This is a genomic window from Calditrichota bacterium (assembly GCA_020637445.1).
Taxonomy (GTDB): Bacteria; Electryoneota; RPQS01; order RPQS01; family RPQS01; genus JABWCQ01.
On the sequence record JACJVZ010000001.1, the window covers coordinates 449898 to 466811 of the forward strand.

Below are 16914 nucleotides of genomic sequence, written 5' to 3' on the forward strand. Positions count from 1 at the left end.
CGGTCATGTCGGACAGATTCAGAGTCGGTATTGTCGGCGCGGGCGGTGTCAGCCAGCTCTTTCATATCCCTCTCTTGAAAAAGAGCGCATATGCAGATGTCGTGGCTATCGCGGACAATGACTACGCAAAGGCCGCAACGCTCGCAGAGCGCTCAAAAATTCCGAAGTATTACCGTGATGCCGAGAAGATGTTCGCCGACCCCGAGATCGACGCCGTCCACATAAACACTCCCACCAACTCGCACATGGCACTGACGCTTGCGGCTCTTGAGGCGGGTAAGCACGTCTTGGTCGAGAAACCGATGGCGCGCAAGTCAACCGAAGCGCAGCGAATGGTTCAAGCCGCAAAGAAAGCTGGATGCTATCTGATGGTGGGCATGAATCTGCGTTTTCGCCCCGACGTGATGATTTTGCACGAATTCGTCCATGGCGGGGAACTGGGCACGGTGCGAGTGGTACGGGCGTCGTGGCTGAAGCGCAAAGAGACGTGGTCCCGCAGTCCGTGGCTGCACGAATCGCGCATTTCCGGCGGCGGCGTGCTGATGGACTTAGGCTTACAGCTCCTCGACGTTTGCTGGTGGACTTTAGGCAAACCAAAGATTAAGCGTGTTTCGGCGGGCATTTCCAAAGACCGGCTCAACCTGCGAGTGGAAGACACGTTTACCGCGTATTTCACATTGCATGGAGGCGCGACTCTGCAACTCAACGCGACGTGGGCCTACATGTCTGATGAATCCACGGCGATGACAGTCTTCAGCGGTAACAAAGGAATCGCGGAACTGAATCCGCTAAAGATAACCAAAGAGATCCACGGGAATTTGGTTAACGTGACTCCTGCCGGACCGCAGTTAAAATCGCAGACACTGTATAACAAGTCGTTTGAGTACGAACTTGAGCATTTTTATAATGTGATTGGGGGGAAGGCGAAGCCGATGTCGGTGCCGGAAGATTCCGCGTACATCTTGGAAGCGATTGAGGCCGCCTACAAGTCAGCTTCGGAGAATCGGGAAGTCGTTATCGGCGCGGAAGAGTGAGCGCATGAATTCTCGGTGGGGGTTTCTGCTTGCGGCAATCCTCGGTGCATTGGCCTTTCCGCCGGTGTCCATCTGGCCGCTGGCATACGTCGCATTGATTCCATTTCTGGTCGCCGCGACGGACACCACGCGTGCGAAAGTCTTTGGTCCGGCTTGGAGAGCCGGCGTTCTTTTCTATAGCGGTGTCCTCTATTGGGTCGGTCTGAACTCCGGCGCGCCCCTGTGGATTTCGATTGTCGCAGCTTTCGGAATGATCTGCATTCTTGCGACGATTTGGGCCATGGTCGCATGGGCAGTAAATCGAGCGGCAAAAAATCTCTCCGTGATCGAAGCGGCGATGCTGTTTGTGGTCGGTTATCAAGCACTCGAGGTGTTCTGGGGCACCGGTGAACTGAGCTTTCCGTGGGCGACGTGGGCGATGCCGATGACCGCGTTCTATCCGGCGATGCAGATTGCGGAGTGGATTGACTCGCAGGGCATTGCGTTCCTCGTGCTGACCGTTAACGCACTGCTGTTTCTTTTTTGGGTGACGCGCAAGCGCACCTACCTCGCAATCGGTTTGGCGTTGATCGTGCTGCCTTTGGTCTGGGGAGCATACCGCGCGAATCAAGTTGACACCACGGCACGCATGATTCATGCTGCCAGTGTACAAGCAAACACACCGGCGGAAACAAAGTGGCAGATGAGCGCGGCGGAGATTCTTGAAGATCATGTCGTGCTGACGGATAGCTTGGCGGGTTCAAACACAGAGTTCGTTTGTTGGCCTGAAACCGCGGTTCCGACGGCAATTCGGTTTCGCCAATGGGCTGCCGACACGCTGCGTAGTGTGGCGGAGCGAAACAACGTCACGATTCTCACCGGAGCGACGGACTACGACGTCAGTGGCGGGACGGAAATTCCCTACAACGCCGCGTTTGTAATTCGACCGGACACGTTCGGATTCCAGCGTTCGGCCAAGATTCACCTCGTGCCTTTCGGCGAACGCATCCCCGGACAACGCTGGTTCCCATTTTTGCATGACCTTCACTTGGGACAAGCTGAATTCAAACCCGGCGATTCCGTAGTCGTCTTCTCTGGCAAGAAGATTCCGCCGTTTTCATGTTTGATCTGCTTTGAAGTTGTATATTCTGATATCGCAGCGGACGCTGTTAAGAAAGGCGCGCAGTTCTTTGGGCATGTGACCAATGACGGCTGGTACGGACACTCAAGCGGCCCTTACCAGCATCTTGCTCTTTCCAAATTACGAGCCGTAGCAACAAGACGGTCCATTGTCCGTGCCGCCAATACCGGGATCAGCGCGTTGATCTTGCCCAGCGGCCGTTTTGTCGAATCCTTAGGATACGACAAAGCCGGAGTCATCCGCGGCGACGTTCCAGCGCGTCAAGACGTAACACTTGCGGTTGAGTTGGCAAAGCTCTGGTCAATGCTTTACTATGGATTGTTCGCCGTCGTACTGGCCATTGTGTGGATGCGGGCCCAACGCTACGGTATGACCGGAGTATGATGAGCAGGCTGATCTTAGTTCTGTTGCTCGCCAGCCGGGCGTTTGCATTCGAATGGACTTCGCTCCTCATTCAACCCGGCGTTGCCCGCTCGTTTGCGATGGGAAATGCGACGTCGGCGATGTTTGGCTCGCTTTCCGAAGGCAGTGCAAACCCCGCCGGTTTTATTGCCTTTCCAAAGGCTACCCGCACGGGAGTCACCGCAGTGGTCCAAGGATCAGGATTCCTCTCCATAGCGGATTACCTTGATCAGGTCAAGGACACGCGCTCGACCGTCAGTCAGGTAGGAGACGTGGCGAGCTTGTTCGTACGATCCATATCGGCCAAGCACCGTTGGGCAACAGCGTCAGCAATTTTGGCGGAACCTGTGATGCGTCGTGACGAAACGACGCGATTTGACAACAGCCCTTCCAAGCACGCTTTGTCAGAATATCAGACAAGCGTCCTGTTGAATCTGCTTCTGCATCCTCGTGTGCGGGTTGGCGGGCGCGTTGATTTTTATTCGCATGGCTTTAAAGGCGATGGTGAAGGATTCAGCTACGGGGTGATATTGAAACCTCGCGGCATGCAAGTGGGTTTACACTATCAAAGGTTTCCCGTAACCGGACCGCGCTGGCTGCATCCGCTCGACCGCCGGGTTGATCAAGGAACGACGGCGTCGGTCGCGATCCAACGCCCTGAATATACCCTGGCATTTCAGCTCTCAAACCTCAGCGAATCGGACCTGCTTGGCTTTCTCGAGCCGCGAGTCGGTGCGGAGTGGCGGCCATGGCGCGCAGTGGCTTTGCGTGCTGGAGGAAGCCTGTTCACTCGCAGCCGTGGTGCCGCTGCAACGGCGGGGGTTGGCCTTCTCGATGCAAATTGGTTTAGGCACCACGATAACCGGCTGGAAGTCCCGGAAGACGTCTTGTCGGCGGCGATGGGGATATTGTATGATGCCGGACGACCGGTGCAAGGGTTTACCACGATGACGTTGGCATGGCGATTCTGACCAGATTCTTGTTAGTGCTTTGGATTTCATCGCTTGCATTTGCGGTTGAAACCGACCTTGCCGAACGCGATTCGCTTCTTTCCGATACGACCCTGTCGATCCAACTGGATGATTCCAGCGCAAGCCGGAGCCATTCCCCTGCCGTAAACTGGCTCCTTCCTTTGACGGTCATCGGCGCGACCGCCGGAGTATTCATCATTTTGTTCACCGCTCGCAGTAAGTAATGTCAAAATTTCTCAGCTACGCATACCTAATTCTCGTAGTGGCGCTCCTGATTGGATGCACGTCGCAAACGAGGTTCATTTCCGACGAAGGCGCGGACAGCGACTGGAATCGCGCCAAAAGTCTGTTCGAGCGGGAACGCTATTACAAAGCCTCGCAGCTTCTGCGGGATATCACGTTGAACTACTCGGGTTCGGCGTTTATTGATTCGGCGTACTATTATCTTGCGTTGTCGGGCTTCGAACAACAGGATTACTTCGTTGCCGCGGACGATTTTCGCAGATTGGTTCAGCAGTTTCCCTCAAGCCATCTTGCCGGCAATGCGGCCTATTTCGAAGCTCGCTGCAACTACGAAATGGCGCCGGACTACAGGCTCGATCAAACGTTTACCGAGCAAGCCTTTGACGAGTTTCAAAGATACCTCGAAGACTATCCGCAAAACGAGTTTGCTGACAGTGCTTATACGTACATGGGCAAGTGTCGCGACAAACTCGCCGAAAAGAGATACATGGCGCTGAAGCTGTACCTTCGATTGCAGGAATATGCCTCGGCCGTGATTTACTCTGACGCGATTCTCTCGGACTTTTACGACACGAAATATGCCGATGAAGCGGCGTTCGAAAAAGTGAGATCATTGGTCAAATTGAAAGAAAGTGAAAAGGCCGTGGCGGCGGTTGCGGACTACAAACGGAGATTTCCGGACGGCAAGTTTTTGCAACGAATCATTTCGATCGAGAGTAGTTTGCACGCCACGGAGGATCAGGCCGCAAAGCAATGATCAGGCTAGGGCTTTTCGGCGGCACGTTCGATCCCATTCACTACGGCCATTTGCGAACGGTTGAAGCTGCGCGCCAAGAACTTGAATTGCCGGAAATTTGGATGTTGCCCAATCCGCATCCTCCGCACAAGCTGCATCTCGAGATGACGCCTTATTCGCATCGCAAAGAGATGCTCAGGCTTGCGTTGGCAGAATTCCCTGCGCTCAAGCTCTCTGACACCGAAGAACGTGTCGACGGACCTGCCTACACGACGGAGACTATTCGGCGAGTTGTCAAGTTGTTTCCGGAAAACGAGCCAAAAGAGCTTTGGCTCATTGTCGGAGCCGATTCATTGGTTGAGCTTCCAAAGTGGAAAAACCCCGAGGATCTGTTCGAAACCGCGCATGTCGCCGCCTTGAGACGTCCGGGGGTTGACTTGGCTGATGCTCCGTCCAAGTACGTTAACCGAGTTCGGATTCTGGAGACACCGCTCATTCCGATTTCCGCTACAGAGATTCGCAGGGCAATCCGCGGAGGGCAAGACACCTCTCCGTGGCTGCCGGCAACAGTGCGCAACTATATCGAAGAACACCAACTCTATCGGTAGAGTAAAAGCGACCGTTGCTAACAAATCTCTTTCCTTTCACACGCAAATTCCCTATCTTTTAGTTTAGGCCCCTGTAGGGCACCTATTGATTTCACTTCATTTAAGGTGGTAAAATCCCGGAAGTTGTTGATATGTTTGTAGATACCAAGAATTGGAGGACCCCCATGCGTTGGACCCACTGGCTCCTGCTCCTTTGCTTAACTACTGCGATGTCCGCCATGGCCTCGGACAATGCGACAGTGCTATTGCCGAGTGATCTGGACACCCGTATGCTCCCATCCGGAGCGCTTGACGATCCGCAGCCGGACACGTTGCTTTATGACAATAATGCACCGGCAGCACTAATCACATCTCAGAACTTTTACGCTCGTGTTCGCTTCACACCGCAGGTTGATTTTTCGATAATTAGTTGCTATTTGCTCACGATTGACGGCAACTCAGTCGATCCTGCCTGTTCTGCGTTTGTTTACACGGCTACACCGGCCCCCGGTGGCGAGCAGGGCTACGCAATCTTCAATGCCCCGTTCCCCGAGTTTGAGTTTATGGACCGCAATTTCAACGACACGATTGACGTTGCAGGCGGCCAAGATTTCTACGTAGTGTTTGGTCCGATTCCCGGCGGCACTCAGGGCAATGGCCACTGGAATCCTGTTTATGACAACGCACCCACGGCGTCCCGCAGCTCTTTTGCCACAACAGGCCGCTTCGGCACCTATACCGCTGCCAACGGCGACTGGATGATTCGCGTCGGCGGCATTTCAGGTGGTGTGTTTACGGACTTGGCCGCAGGTGATTTGTATAACGACGTCAACGGCGAACCTAAGTTCAACTTCCATTTAGGCGAAGAAGTCGCGTTGAACCAAATGATCGAAAATATCGGAACGCAGGCCGCAACGGCTTATGTCGCGGAATTCTCTGTGACCGGACCGGGAGGGACGGAAGTTTTCAGCGAAGATTTCGTTGGAACGAATCTCGATCCGGGTGCGCTGATTGTTGCTTCGACTGCCGCCTTCACGCCTGATGCAGAAGGTGAATATGTTGCCTCGTGCAACGTGCTTGCCGACGGCGACGACAACGCTGACAACAATATGTCTTATCTGCGCTTCTTCGTCGGCGGGAATGGTCGTTGGTACCGCTATGACGACGATGAAGGTGCCGATTCGTATACCGGCTTCTCGGCAGGAAACGGCTGGGCCTTGAAACTTGAGCCCGATGAATGGCCCGCCCGCTTGACCAGCATTCGCATTGACCTTGGTGGATCTGGCACCGGTAACTTCATGATTTGGATGAACGACTTGAATGGTTTGCCGACGTTCCCGACAGTTTGGACCGGCACGCCCGCAGTTGTTCAAGGCTGGAACGAAATCCCCATAACTCCGCCGATCGACCTTTTTGACGGACAGGGAATTACGTTCGGATATCTGTTCCAAACCGGCATCAACATGGGATACGATACGGATCCGCCGAACTGCGCCGACATTCCTCAAATGGATACGATTGCCTATCAGCTTGCCAACAGCGGCAACTCGATCTTCTTTGACGACGGCGGTAACCTCTGCATTCAGGCGTTCTTCGATTCTTCTTCAGCCTCGAATCCCAACCCCGTGGTGGCGACTAACACGGATACAATTGACTTCGGTCACTGGAATCCGGCCTGGCCGCCCGCCACACGGACGCTGACGATTTACAATGAAGGAAGTGAAGATCCTTTGGTTGTTTCAAACGTTGCGGTGTCTCCGCCGAACGTAACTCCCGCGTATGATATCGAACCCACTTCATTCACGATTCCCGCAGGCGGCAGTCATGATGTGACAGTGACCTTCGATCCGCCGATCCACCGTTCGTGGCCGGGCCTGATTACGATCTACAGCAACGCGTTCAACGACACGGCTTATGTCGTGCTTCTGCGCGGCGTCGGTGATACTACTGCGACGGATGACGTCAATCAGATTGATCTGCCGTTGCCGGCGGAATTCTCACTGGGTCAGAATTATCCGAATCCCTTCAACCCGTCCACCGAGATTCAGTTCTCGCTTCCGGTTCAGTCAAACGTACGTTTGACGATCGTGAACATGCTGGGTCAAGAAGTGGCCGTTTTGGCCAGTGGCCGCTATTCTGCGGGCACCTACAATGCCACCTTCGACGGCGCTAATTTGCCAACAGGACTGTACTTCTACCGCTTGGATGCGGGAGACTTTACGTCTGTGCGCAAGATGATGCTGCTTAAGTAACAAAATGCAACAAATTATGGCCCCCGGAGTCTTATACTTCGGGGGCCATTTTGTCTGCATGGTTCTCGTTTCTCCTACACTCGTTTGCACGACGATTCCCTTCGCCTTTTCCTCTCTCAGATAGTAAGGAACCCGCATGAATCTGTTCATCACCTTTGTCACACTGCTCCTGTCCGCATATTCGCTGTATGCCGCGCCGACGGAAGGCTATTACCGCTGGCCGACGGCCTATGGCAATCAGGTCGCATTTACCGCGGACAACGACCTTTGGATCGCCCCGCTGAATGGCGGCGCCGCGCGTCGTCTGACCTCCGCACCCGGAGAAGAACGTTTCGCCATGTTTTCACCGGACGGGAAGTGGATTGCCTTTAGCGCAAACTATGACGGAAACATTGATGTCTATATCATTTCACCGGAAGGCGGAGAGCCCCGTCGTCTGACGTACCATCCGGGGGCCGACTGGGTCGCTGCTTGGACGAATGACGGACGAGTTGCTTATCGTAATTACTCCGACAACGGCATGCGTCAGTACGAGATGTACTTGATCGGCACGGACGGCGGTTGGCCGGAAAAAATGGCGCTTCCCGAAGCCGCGCATATCGCCTTTGAGCCCGGCGGAGATCGTATCGCGTATACTCGCTTCTCGCTCGGATTCCGCACGTGGAAACGCTACAAAGGCGGATGGGCAGAGCAGATTATTGTCGGCAGCCAGAAGGCGCAAGATTACAAACAAGTGACCACGTGGGAGGGCAACAACGCTACTCCGATGTGGTACGGCGGAAAAATCTTCTACGTGCGCAACAACGACGATCGCGACAATCTCTACTGCATGAATCCCGACGGTTCGGATATTCAGCAGTTGACTCAGCATCGGGATTACGACGTGCGGTGGCCGAGCCTTGCCGACGGCAAGATCGCCTACACAGTCGGTGCGGACGTTTATGTCTACGATATCGCCGCGGGGCAAACACGCAAAGTCGACCTGATGCTGCCCAGCGAAATGCTCTTGGCTCGCGACAAGTTCATTTCCCCCGACGATTACACCAATGACTACGGACTTTCGCCTGACGGCTCACGCATCGTTCTCGGTGCGCGCGGTGCGTTGTTCACGGCCTCGACCGAGCGCCGCGGTGTTATTCTGCAATCTTCAAGCGAGCAGGGCGAGCGCCAGAAATCGCCGTTCTACAGCAAAGACGGAAAAGAAATTTTCGCGTGGTCAGACCGCATGGGTGACCAAACTTTGTGGGCGTTTCCGGCCGACGGCAAGGGTGAGCCTCGCAAAGTCGCTCCCGGACCGTCTACGTATAACTTTAGTGTCGCCATGTCCCCCGACGGCGAATGGGGAGTTTGCGGCAACAAGGACAGAACACTTGCTCTGATCAATCTCAAGACCGGATCAACGTCCGTGCTGGATTCTTCGGACTGGGAAATCTACGGGTACGAATGGTCTCCCGATTCTCGTTATATCGCCTACAGCGTGACGATGCCCAACAAGTTTGGCGCGATCAAGATCTATGACATGAAAGAGAAGAAGATTCACCTTGTCACGGATCCGATGTTTGACAGCGATTCGCCGACGTGGGATCCCGAAGGCAAATGGCTCTACTTCACGTCACGCCGCAATCAAAATGCCTTCTACGGCGAGAACGATTACTCTTTCATCACGCTGAAAACGAGCCAACTTTTCATGCTCGCGCTCGCGAAAGACACCAAGAGTCCGTATCTGCCCGAAGACAATAGTATCGCGAGTGACAAGAAGGACGACGAGAAGAAAGAGGACGACAAGAAGGACAAAGACAAAGACAAAGACAAAGACAAGGACAAGAAAGACGAGAAGAAAGTCGAAGTCAAGATTGACTGGGACGGAATCGTTAACCGTATTGTCCTGTTGCCGTCTGATCCGGGCCGTTACGGCGGATTGGGTGCGACGGAAGGCAAGCTCTACTATGTCGCTTTTGACGTGCGCGGATGGAAAGACGGCGACTTCCACGATTTTGACGAAGATCCTGCTGTTGCCTTGCGCTGCTTCGAGATCAAAAAGAAGAAAGACAATGTGGTGGTCGACGGCGCGCGCGGATACAGCTTCTCGCTGGACGGCAAGAAGATGGTGGTTCGCAAGAAGAACGACTTCATCATCATGGATGCTGGTGACACCAAAGAGCCGGAGCCGGACAAGGACGACAAAGACAAGGGTCTGCATCTCGAAGAATGGTCGTATGACGTCAATCCCCGAGCGGAGTGGAAGCAGATTTACTGGGAAGCATGGCGGCTTGATCGCGACTTCTTCTACGATCCCAACATGCACGGCGTGGATTGGAAGAAGCAGGGTGACCGCTATGCGGCTTTGATTGACCGCATCACGTCTCGTGACGAATTGAATGACATCCTCGGTCAGCTCTTCGGAGAATTGAATGCCGGCCACGCCTATATTTTCGGCGGCGACCGCGAACGCTCCAAGCACATCGGAGTCGGTATGCTCGGCATCGACGTCACGCGCGAGAGCAACGGCTTCTACAAGATCGACAAGATTCTTGCGCCCGATCCGTGGGACAAAGACCGAACGAGTCCGCTGTCACAGGTTGGTTTGGATGTGAAAGCCGGCGACTATCTGGTTGCCATCGATCGCAAGCCCGTGAACTCCGTGAGCAACTACTTCGAACTCTTGAGTAACAAGAGCGGCAAGCTCGTGATGGTCTCGGTCAACGACAAGCCTTCAGTGGAAGGCGCGCGCGAGTTCGTCGTTAAGGCGATGGGCGACGAAGGTGATCTTCGATACTGGGATTGGGTCAAGGGCCGGATGGCGTATGTCAAGGAACACGGCGGAGATGATATTGCATATCTGCACTTGTCGGATATGAGCCCTCCGGGAATGGAACAGTTCATGCGCGAATACTACCCGCAGGTTTACGGCAAGAAGGCGTTCATCTTTGATGTCCGAAACAATGGCGGCGGCAACATTGCCCGCTGGATCCTCAGCCAGCTTGACCGGAAAATTTGGTCGTGGGGAATGGCGCGCAACGGTTCGCGCGATCACGATCCCAGCTCGGCTTTCCAAGGTCAAATGATTGCGCTGTGCGACGAACAAACTGGTTCCGACGGCGAAACGTTTTCGGAAGGCTGGAAGCGCCTCGAGCTCGGACCGTTGGTTGGCAAGCGCACGTGGGGCGGATGGGTTGGCATTCGCGGCGGCAAGCCTTTCATTGACGGCGGTGGATCCACTCAACCTGAGTTCACAGGCTGGGGCGCGGATGGCAAATGGTTGATTGAAGGGCCCGGCGTGACTCCGGATGTCGAGGTCGACCAAAACGTCAAGCACCTTTTGAATGGCACGGACGATCAGCTCGATTATGCCATCAAGTGGTGCCGCGATATGATCAAGAAAGAACCCCGCAAAGACGTACCGATGCCGCCGTTCCCAATCAAGGCGGCGACTGGTCCAACTCAATAGTACTTCCTGTTTGCATAGAAAGGGCGTCCCTCGGACGCCCTTTCTTTTTGCTCAGAAGTCGGACGCCTCTTTTTCGTCACAAGCAGTACAAGGCCTGCTGCCATTCCGTGTCAAAATGTTGATTTTGATACTCTAAAGGGGTCGATAACCTGACCAATTCGTCCAAAACTTTCAAAAAGATGAGGAGGTAAATCGTTGTCAGTTGTGACTAAACGTTGTAAATTGTTAGTAATTCGTTAGCAAATTGAAAAGGCAGGTCCCCCATGAATTTGCGTGGTCTTCTTGTTATCAGCTTTGTAGTCTTGCTGTCCGGAGTGCTTGTGTTGCGGGCCGGGCAAAGTCAAAACAACGATTCCAGTGTGCCGACGGAAATAGACGGCATCACTGCTGAGATGCACAGGCTCGATGCAGAAATTTGGCGCCTCTCGCTTGCTTGTGCAGGCGTGGATGCCGTCGCACCGCTGCAAGAGCAATTGAATCAACTTGCGGTACAGCTTGACGAACGCCGTCGAGAGCGTGGAAGCTCTCTTGATCAAGGCGGAGACAATTGCACTTCAGTGACCGTCATTCCATCGCTGCCCTACACAGACACGGGAACGACCGCGGGTTACAATGATGATTTCACGACAATCTGTTTTCCCGGTGGCAGCGCTCCCGATGTGGTCTACAGATTCACTCCGAACGTTGACATGACCGTCGACGTTTCTCTGTGCGGATCTTCGTACAACACGGTGCTCAGCGTTTGGCGTGACTGTCCCGGCACGGATCAACCAATTCTCATCTGCTGCAACGACGATTCACCCGACTGCGCTCCCCAAAGCTGCTGTTCCGGAATCGACCTCGCGCGCAGCATCGCCTATTACTTCGTCGTGGATGGCGCGCCGGGACAATCCGGCAACTATCAATTGACGGTTGATCTTTCCGTTCTGCCGTCGTGTTTTGTGGGAACAGGCTGCGTCGTCTGCCCCCCCGGCGCTTCATACGAAACCGAAGTTTGCCCGGCGGTCTATCCGGATCCCAATGCCGGGCCAGCGTGTTTCGGCAGCGGCTACGAGACCATCGCCTGCGGTGAAACGATGTGCGGCAAAGCCACGCACACAGCCACGTGGTTGGACAAAGACGCATACTGGGTTACACTGACGCAGCGCGACTCGATTCGCTTCTGCATTTTGGCGGAGTTTGATTTGACCGTTACAATCTATGAATACGCGCCTGCTTGAGTCATGCCGATTAGCTCGACCGGTGGTCTGGCTTGTGACACAGTTTGTATCGGCGGATGTTTTGAACCGGGATCGTATTTCATCGTAATTGAACCCAGCGGCCCTGTCGGAAGCGTAACCTGCGCGAACGGCAACTACACGGTAACTTTGGATTGCCAGCCTTGTATTCCCTGTCCCGAATGCGGACCTGCGGGAGTCGCGGAAGGCGAACCTTGCCCCAACGATCCCGACACGTTTAACGGCGGTTGCACGGCGGCGGGTGTTTTTGTGTCGCCGATTGAGTGCGGCATGGAAGTCTGCGGCACGAGTTGGGCGGTACCTCAGTCTTCGTGGTACAACGTACAGGACGTGGATGTCTATGAACTTGTGCTCGCGGAACACGACAGCGTCGTGTGGAGAGTGCATTCAAACGTCGCGGCCACGATTTCTATCACTGAACCTCTCGCAGGCTGCGCTGGAGAAATCACGTGGGCCACGAGTTACTATTCGGCCAAGTGTGAATCGCTGGAAGTCGGAGTCTGCCTTCCGCCGGGAACCTATTGGCTGAAAATCAACGCTTATTCTCTGCCCGGCTATTGTGAGCCTTACACGGCGCGCGTCGATTGCTATCCCTGCTCAGCCGGATGCGTGGAATGTCCTTTGTCAGGAACAGCGATTCCCGAAGGCGAACCTTGTCCGAATTACAACGACCAATACAACTCAGGCTGTTACTCCTATCCGCCGTCTGCCGTGCATGTACATTGCGGCGATACCATCTGCGGATCGAGCTACCATCACGATTTGCCTGATTGGGACTTCTATGAAGTAACAATCACGTCGCGTGATACGCTGACGTGGTGCGTCACTGCGGACTTTGACGTTGCGGCGTCTATCATGATGGCCTATACAAGCTGTACGAGTCCGGTCATCTACACACAAGGAACCGCACCCGCTTGCGTGCCGCTCTGTTTGTCGATCTGTCTGGATCCCGGTATCTATTGGTTGACTGTTCTTCCTACGAATTCCGCGGATTTTGGCAGTCCTCCCGCTTGTAAAGAGTACGTCGCATCTGTAAATTGCGCGCCTTGTCCCGGTGGTCAGACGTGCATCTATCCTGATCTCGATTTCGATCCCGCAAACGACGCTTGCGGTTTCAACAATGTGCAATTGACTTGTACAGACACGATCTGCGGCGAAATCGTTCAAGGACCTGTGCCGGACGACGACTGGTACACATTCGAAATTCCCGCCGGTACGCCGTGCCAGCGAGTATTGATGAACGTCTACGGAAATGATACGCCCGGCTTTTTCCCGTTCGCGCAAGGACTCGATCCTGCCATCCAGCTCTACGCCGCCGATTGCACGACGCTTGTCGGACAAGACAACAACGGCGGTTTCGGCAACGATGCTCTCCTGACCACGACATGTCTAACACCCGGTTGGTACCACATTCGCGTAGCCGGAGTCTTGAATACGGTCGGCCCGTATGTCTTATCGATTACGTGTTTCCCATGCGCCTGTCCGCCGCCATGTCCTTATCAGAGCCGCGACTTTGAGCCTGCAAATGACGCATGCTCCACAGCCCCTGCGGAGTTCATATGCGGAGATACCTTGTGCGGCGAGATCCTGCTCGGCCCAACTGTGGATCAAGATTGGTATCTGTTCTTCGTGTTCGGTCCAAATTGTCAACGCATTACGCTGGACGTGTTCGCAAACGGAACTCCGGGATACTACGGCTATCTCGCGGGACTTGATCCCGTCGTCGAGTTGTGGGACGCGGCCTGCACAACACAAATTGCCTTGGACGACAATTCGGGAATCGCAAATGACAGCCGACTGGTTTCCGCGTGTCTGAGTCCCGGGCAGTATATGGTCAGAATCGCCGGGGTAGGTGGCAGCACCGGTCCCTATGTCTTCTCTGCCGACTGCCATGACTGTCCTTGCAACACCAATTGCCCGTATCCCGATATCGACATTGAGCCTTTGAATAATACCTGCACGGCCAACAATCCGTTAATAGCGTGTTCCGATACGGCGTGCGGAGAAATTTCACAGTCAATTCCCGGAACTCCGCCCGATCAAGACTGGTATTCTGTTTTGGTTCCGTCCACGGGTTGCTATTCACTGATTATTGACGTGCATGCGAATGATGATCCGGCATTCACGGCTTTTGGCGGCGGACTCGATCCGAATATTTGGCTCTACGCGGCGGATTGCGCGACCATTCTCGAATTCGATTACGATTCGGGGATTGGTTCGGATGCTCGCTTGACCTCAGGTTGTTTGCAGTCGGGACTCTACAACTTCATGATCGAGAGTAATGTCGGCACGTCCGGGCCGTACGTGATTACGGTTACCTGTCAACCGTGTCATTGTCCGTGCCAATTCGACTGCGATGCTTCGCTGCCGTCAGAGGGCGAACCATGTCCGAACCTATTCGGACCTCCGTTCAACGAAGGCTGCAATTCGACTCCTCCGACGTTCAGTTCGATTTCATGCGGTGATCAGTTGTGCGGCACGTCGTGGGCGATGGGAGGCTCGCGTGATACCGACTGGTACGAATTCACTTTGACAGCTCCGCGCCGAATCCAGTGGAGAGTGCGGGCGGAGTTCCCCTACGAGATGTCCATTCTGCATCCGGTGCCTGATTGTAGTCTTATGCAGTCGGTGGCCTATGCAACCGGATTTGCCTGCCAGTCAAAACAGATTATTCGCAAATGCCTGCCCCCGGGTACGTACTACTTGTACGTCGCACCGACGGTTTACAACGGATATTCTTGTTCCGACTACCAGATGCGCTTGAGTTGCGGAAAGTGCTTTGTCATTCACGTTGTGATCCACAAAGACGCAACGGGCATCAGTTTGAATTGGGAGCCTGACGACACTGAGCCCGTGTACTACGTGCATCGGAGTACACGACCGGACTTCGAACCGTCCGATCAAACCGTCATAGGCACGACGACGGAGCCGTTCTTCCGCGATGATCAAGCTCTGGGAGACGAATCGGAACGCTACTTCTACGTCGTAACGATGTACTCGCCCGAAGTGGAAATTCCGTAAACGGAGTAGGGCGGATATCAAAAGCGGGGCAGTCCAACAAGGCTGCCCCGCTTTTTGTTCGCACAATCGAGATAAATACCTCTATGTGACTTTTCAACATTTCCTTTGAAGTATGAGGACTACTCATTGACACGTTTTGTCAACGAATACCCGCCATGTTTTTGGAAAGCAAGACATCGCTCCTTTTCGACGTCTTTTTTTGTCGACAGTCATTGATTAAATTATGCTATTCGAAACTTTCAGATACTTCGGTAGCTTTATCCTAATGGAGGTGCCCCGTGGATTTAAGAAAAGTACTAATTCTGTTTTTATCTGCCGCATTATTTATCATTGGATGTCCAAAAGACAATAATGATGACACACAAGAGCCGTCTACAAGCGACGACGTTGCCAGCGGCACGTTCACATCGTCACAAGAAGGTGTAATCGAAACTCCGGCCGGCGCGAGGCTCTATGTTCCCGAAGGTGCAGTGCCGACACAAGCAGACGGGTCGCCGTCGACGATGGTCTTTTCCATTGAAGCGTACGAAGACGCAAGCATTACCCCACCTGCGGGTGAAACCATGGATTCGCGCCTCTACAGGTTGGGACCTGAGGGATTCGTGTTCGCACGGGAGGTAACCGTGGAGATTCCCCTCTTGGACGACCGCGATCCGGGCGACATGGAAGTCAATCTTTATCGCGTAAATCCGGCCACGGGTCAAGTAGAGCTGTTTGCGGGTGACTATCACGCGGATACACGATCTGTCAGCGCTCAGACCTTTCACTTTTCACCTTGGTTCCTAAGTTGTCGCCAAGTTGATCCGCAAGGAGTAGGCTGTATTTGGGTAGACAACAACTCATCGAAGTGGGTAGGGCTTTGTGCTGTCCCGGACAGTTTGCGATATCCGCAGCGCGATGCTCAATGGATACCGGCAGAAGGGTTACAATCTTTCTGGGCGCCATGGAATCACAATATCGGTGTGACCAACAATGGGCAGTGGTGGATGCCGCAAGGCTGGTACCATATCTGCGTAACATACAGCCATGATCCCAGCGAGCACGATCCCATCTATACGCATCGCTGGCTAACTTCGCAATATGTGGTTGACAATGCGGCAAGGCCTTCATGGAATGGATTGCACAACTACGATTGCACAGAATTGACAGTGGGCGGGGACGGAATCGGAGCAGAGTACACGGACGGACGTTGCGACTGTACTCCTGTGCCGACGACTCCGGTTGGAACAGGCGATATTCAAGTTACACTGACTTGGTTTAATAGTTTGGCGCTTGACCTCGACCTGTTTGTGCTCGATCCGGACAGCGAGTATTGCTATTACGGCAATAATCCATCGAGTTCAGGCGGAGTCTTGGATCGCGACAATCTTTGCGGCAACTACGAGAACGGACGCCCGGAAAATATCTACTGGACGTCGTCACCGCCCGTAGGTGAATACGTGGTATTCGTCGATTGGTTCTCTGCTTGCGGCAACGACATCGCGTCGCAAGCGGTAAATGTCCGGACGGTCGTTCGCGGCACAACCAGAACCTATAGCGCGACGGTTCCGCAAGACGGCAACATCGAAGTCGCGAGGTTTAACTTCAGCGGAACGACTGTGACCTATCTGCCGCCGCGCGCGGATTCACAGATCGCCAACTTGGAGCGCAAGCCAAAACTCTAAGCTGACTCCTTTTTTCTGAACAGAAAAAGCCCCCGACACGTTATATGTCGGGGGCTTTTCTAAAGTGTCAGCGAAGATGGGCCTGGGGAAGTAACCACCCTCGCTGGCGAACGATGCTGCTTACAATTGGAATTTGAAGTCTCGCGCCATCCCTTCGCCTTCCTGCAGCTTCGATTAAATCTATAAGTCCTTATTACA

Annotated in this window: 11 protein-coding genes; all 11 read left to right on the forward strand. The window is 54.1% G+C overall.

What is annotated here, in order from left to right; genetic code table 11:
* The first annotated feature begins 5 nt into the window (after nt 1-5).
* The 11 genes from H6507_01710 to H6507_01760 all read left to right on the forward strand — a co-directional run bounded on the left by H6507_01710 (nt 6) and on the right by H6507_01760 (nt 16716).
* Complete coding sequence (locus H6507_01710; GenBank protein ID MCB9367817.1) at nt 6-1034, forward strand: Gfo/Idh/MocA family oxidoreductase; 1029 nt, start codon at nt 6-8, stop codon at nt 1032-1034.
* 4 nt (nt 1035-1038) lie between these two features.
* Nucleotides 1039-2538, forward strand: coding sequence for an apolipoprotein N-acyltransferase (lnt, locus tag H6507_01715; GenBank protein MCB9367818.1), 1500 nt, complete (start codon nt 1039-1041; stop codon nt 2536-2538).
* Entirely contained in the window at nt 2538-3527 is a 990-nt protein-coding gene (locus tag H6507_01720; GenBank protein MCB9367819.1) for a hypothetical protein, read from the forward strand. The genes lnt and H6507_01720 overlap by 1 nt, the downstream gene beginning before the upstream one ends.
* The gene (locus tag H6507_01725; protein ID MCB9367820.1) at nt 3515-3751 is read left to right on the forward strand and encodes a hypothetical protein; all 237 of its coding nucleotides are present in this window, start codon (nt 3515-3517) and stop codon (nt 3749-3751) included. The genes H6507_01720 and H6507_01725 overlap by 13 nt, the downstream gene beginning before the upstream one ends.
* Nucleotides 3751-4527 carry an outer membrane protein assembly factor BamD gene (gene bamD, locus H6507_01730; GenBank protein MCB9367821.1) on the forward strand — a complete coding sequence of 259 codons (777 nt, stop codon included), beginning with the start codon at nt 3751-3753 and terminating at the stop codon, nt 4525-4527. The genes H6507_01725 and bamD overlap by 1 nt, the downstream gene beginning before the upstream one ends.
* Nucleotides 4524-5114, forward strand: a complete 591-nt coding sequence (gene nadD / locus H6507_01735) for a nicotinate (nicotinamide) nucleotide adenylyltransferase (protein MCB9367822.1) — start codon at nt 4524-4526, stop codon at nt 5112-5114. The genes bamD and nadD overlap by 4 nt, the downstream gene beginning before the upstream one ends.
* Before the next feature lie 164 nt (nt 5115-5278).
* Nucleotides 5279-7345: a T9SS type A sorting domain-containing protein gene (locus tag H6507_01740; GenBank protein MCB9367823.1), complete on the forward strand. Its 2067-nt coding sequence runs from the start codon at nt 5279-5281 to the stop codon at nt 7343-7345.
* Nucleotides 7346-7481: 136 nt separating this feature from the next.
* On the forward strand, nt 7482-10793 hold the full coding sequence (locus tag H6507_01745) for a PDZ domain-containing protein (protein ID MCB9367824.1): 3312 nt from the start codon (nt 7482-7484) through the stop codon (nt 10791-10793).
* Between the two features lie 263 nt (nt 10794-11056).
* On the forward strand, nt 11057-12013 hold the full coding sequence (locus H6507_01750; GenBank protein ID MCB9367825.1) for a hypothetical protein: 957 nt from the start codon (nt 11057-11059) through the stop codon (nt 12011-12013).
* Between the two features lie 3 nt (nt 12014-12016).
* Nucleotides 12017-15052 carry a hypothetical protein gene (locus tag H6507_01755; GenBank protein ID MCB9367826.1) on the forward strand — a complete coding sequence of 1012 codons (3036 nt, stop codon included), beginning with the start codon at nt 12017-12019 and terminating at the stop codon, nt 15050-15052.
* Nucleotides 15053-15330: 278 nt separating this feature from the next.
* A complete protein-coding gene (locus tag H6507_01760; protein ID MCB9367827.1) occupies nt 15331-16716 on the forward strand; it encodes a hypothetical protein in 1386 nt (461 codons plus the stop codon).
* The last annotated feature ends 198 nt before the right edge of the window (nt 16717-16914 follow it).

Excerpts from the sequence above, each read along its gene's own strand:
- H6507_01710 (MCB9367817.1), top strand. The coding sequence starts at position 6 with ATGTCGGACAGATTCAGAGTCGGTATTGTCGGCGCGGGCGGTGTCAGC.
- lnt (MCB9367818.1), top strand. The coding sequence starts at position 1,039 with ATGAATTCTCGGTGGGGGTTTCTGCTTGCGGCAATCCTCGGTGCATTG.
- H6507_01720 (MCB9367819.1), top strand. The coding sequence starts at position 2,538 with ATGAGCAGGCTGATCTTAGTTCTGTTGCTCGCCAGCCGGGCGTTTGCA.
- H6507_01725 (MCB9367820.1), top strand. The coding sequence starts at position 3,515 with ATGGCGATTCTGACCAGATTCTTGTTAGTGCTTTGGATTTCATCGCTT.
- bamD (MCB9367821.1), top strand. The coding sequence starts at position 3,751 with ATGTCAAAATTTCTCAGCTACGCATACCTAATTCTCGTAGTGGCGCTC.
- nadD (MCB9367822.1), top strand. The coding sequence starts at position 4,524 with ATGATCAGGCTAGGGCTTTTCGGCGGCACGTTCGATCCCATTCACTAC.
- H6507_01740 (MCB9367823.1), top strand. The coding sequence starts at position 5,279 with ATGCGTTGGACCCACTGGCTCCTGCTCCTTTGCTTAACTACTGCGATG.
- H6507_01745 (MCB9367824.1), top strand. The coding sequence starts at position 7,482 with ATGAATCTGTTCATCACCTTTGTCACACTGCTCCTGTCCGCATATTCG.
- H6507_01750 (MCB9367825.1), top strand. The coding sequence starts at position 11,057 with ATGAATTTGCGTGGTCTTCTTGTTATCAGCTTTGTAGTCTTGCTGTCC.
- H6507_01755 (MCB9367826.1), top strand. The coding sequence starts at position 12,017 with ATGCCGATTAGCTCGACCGGTGGTCTGGCTTGTGACACAGTTTGTATC.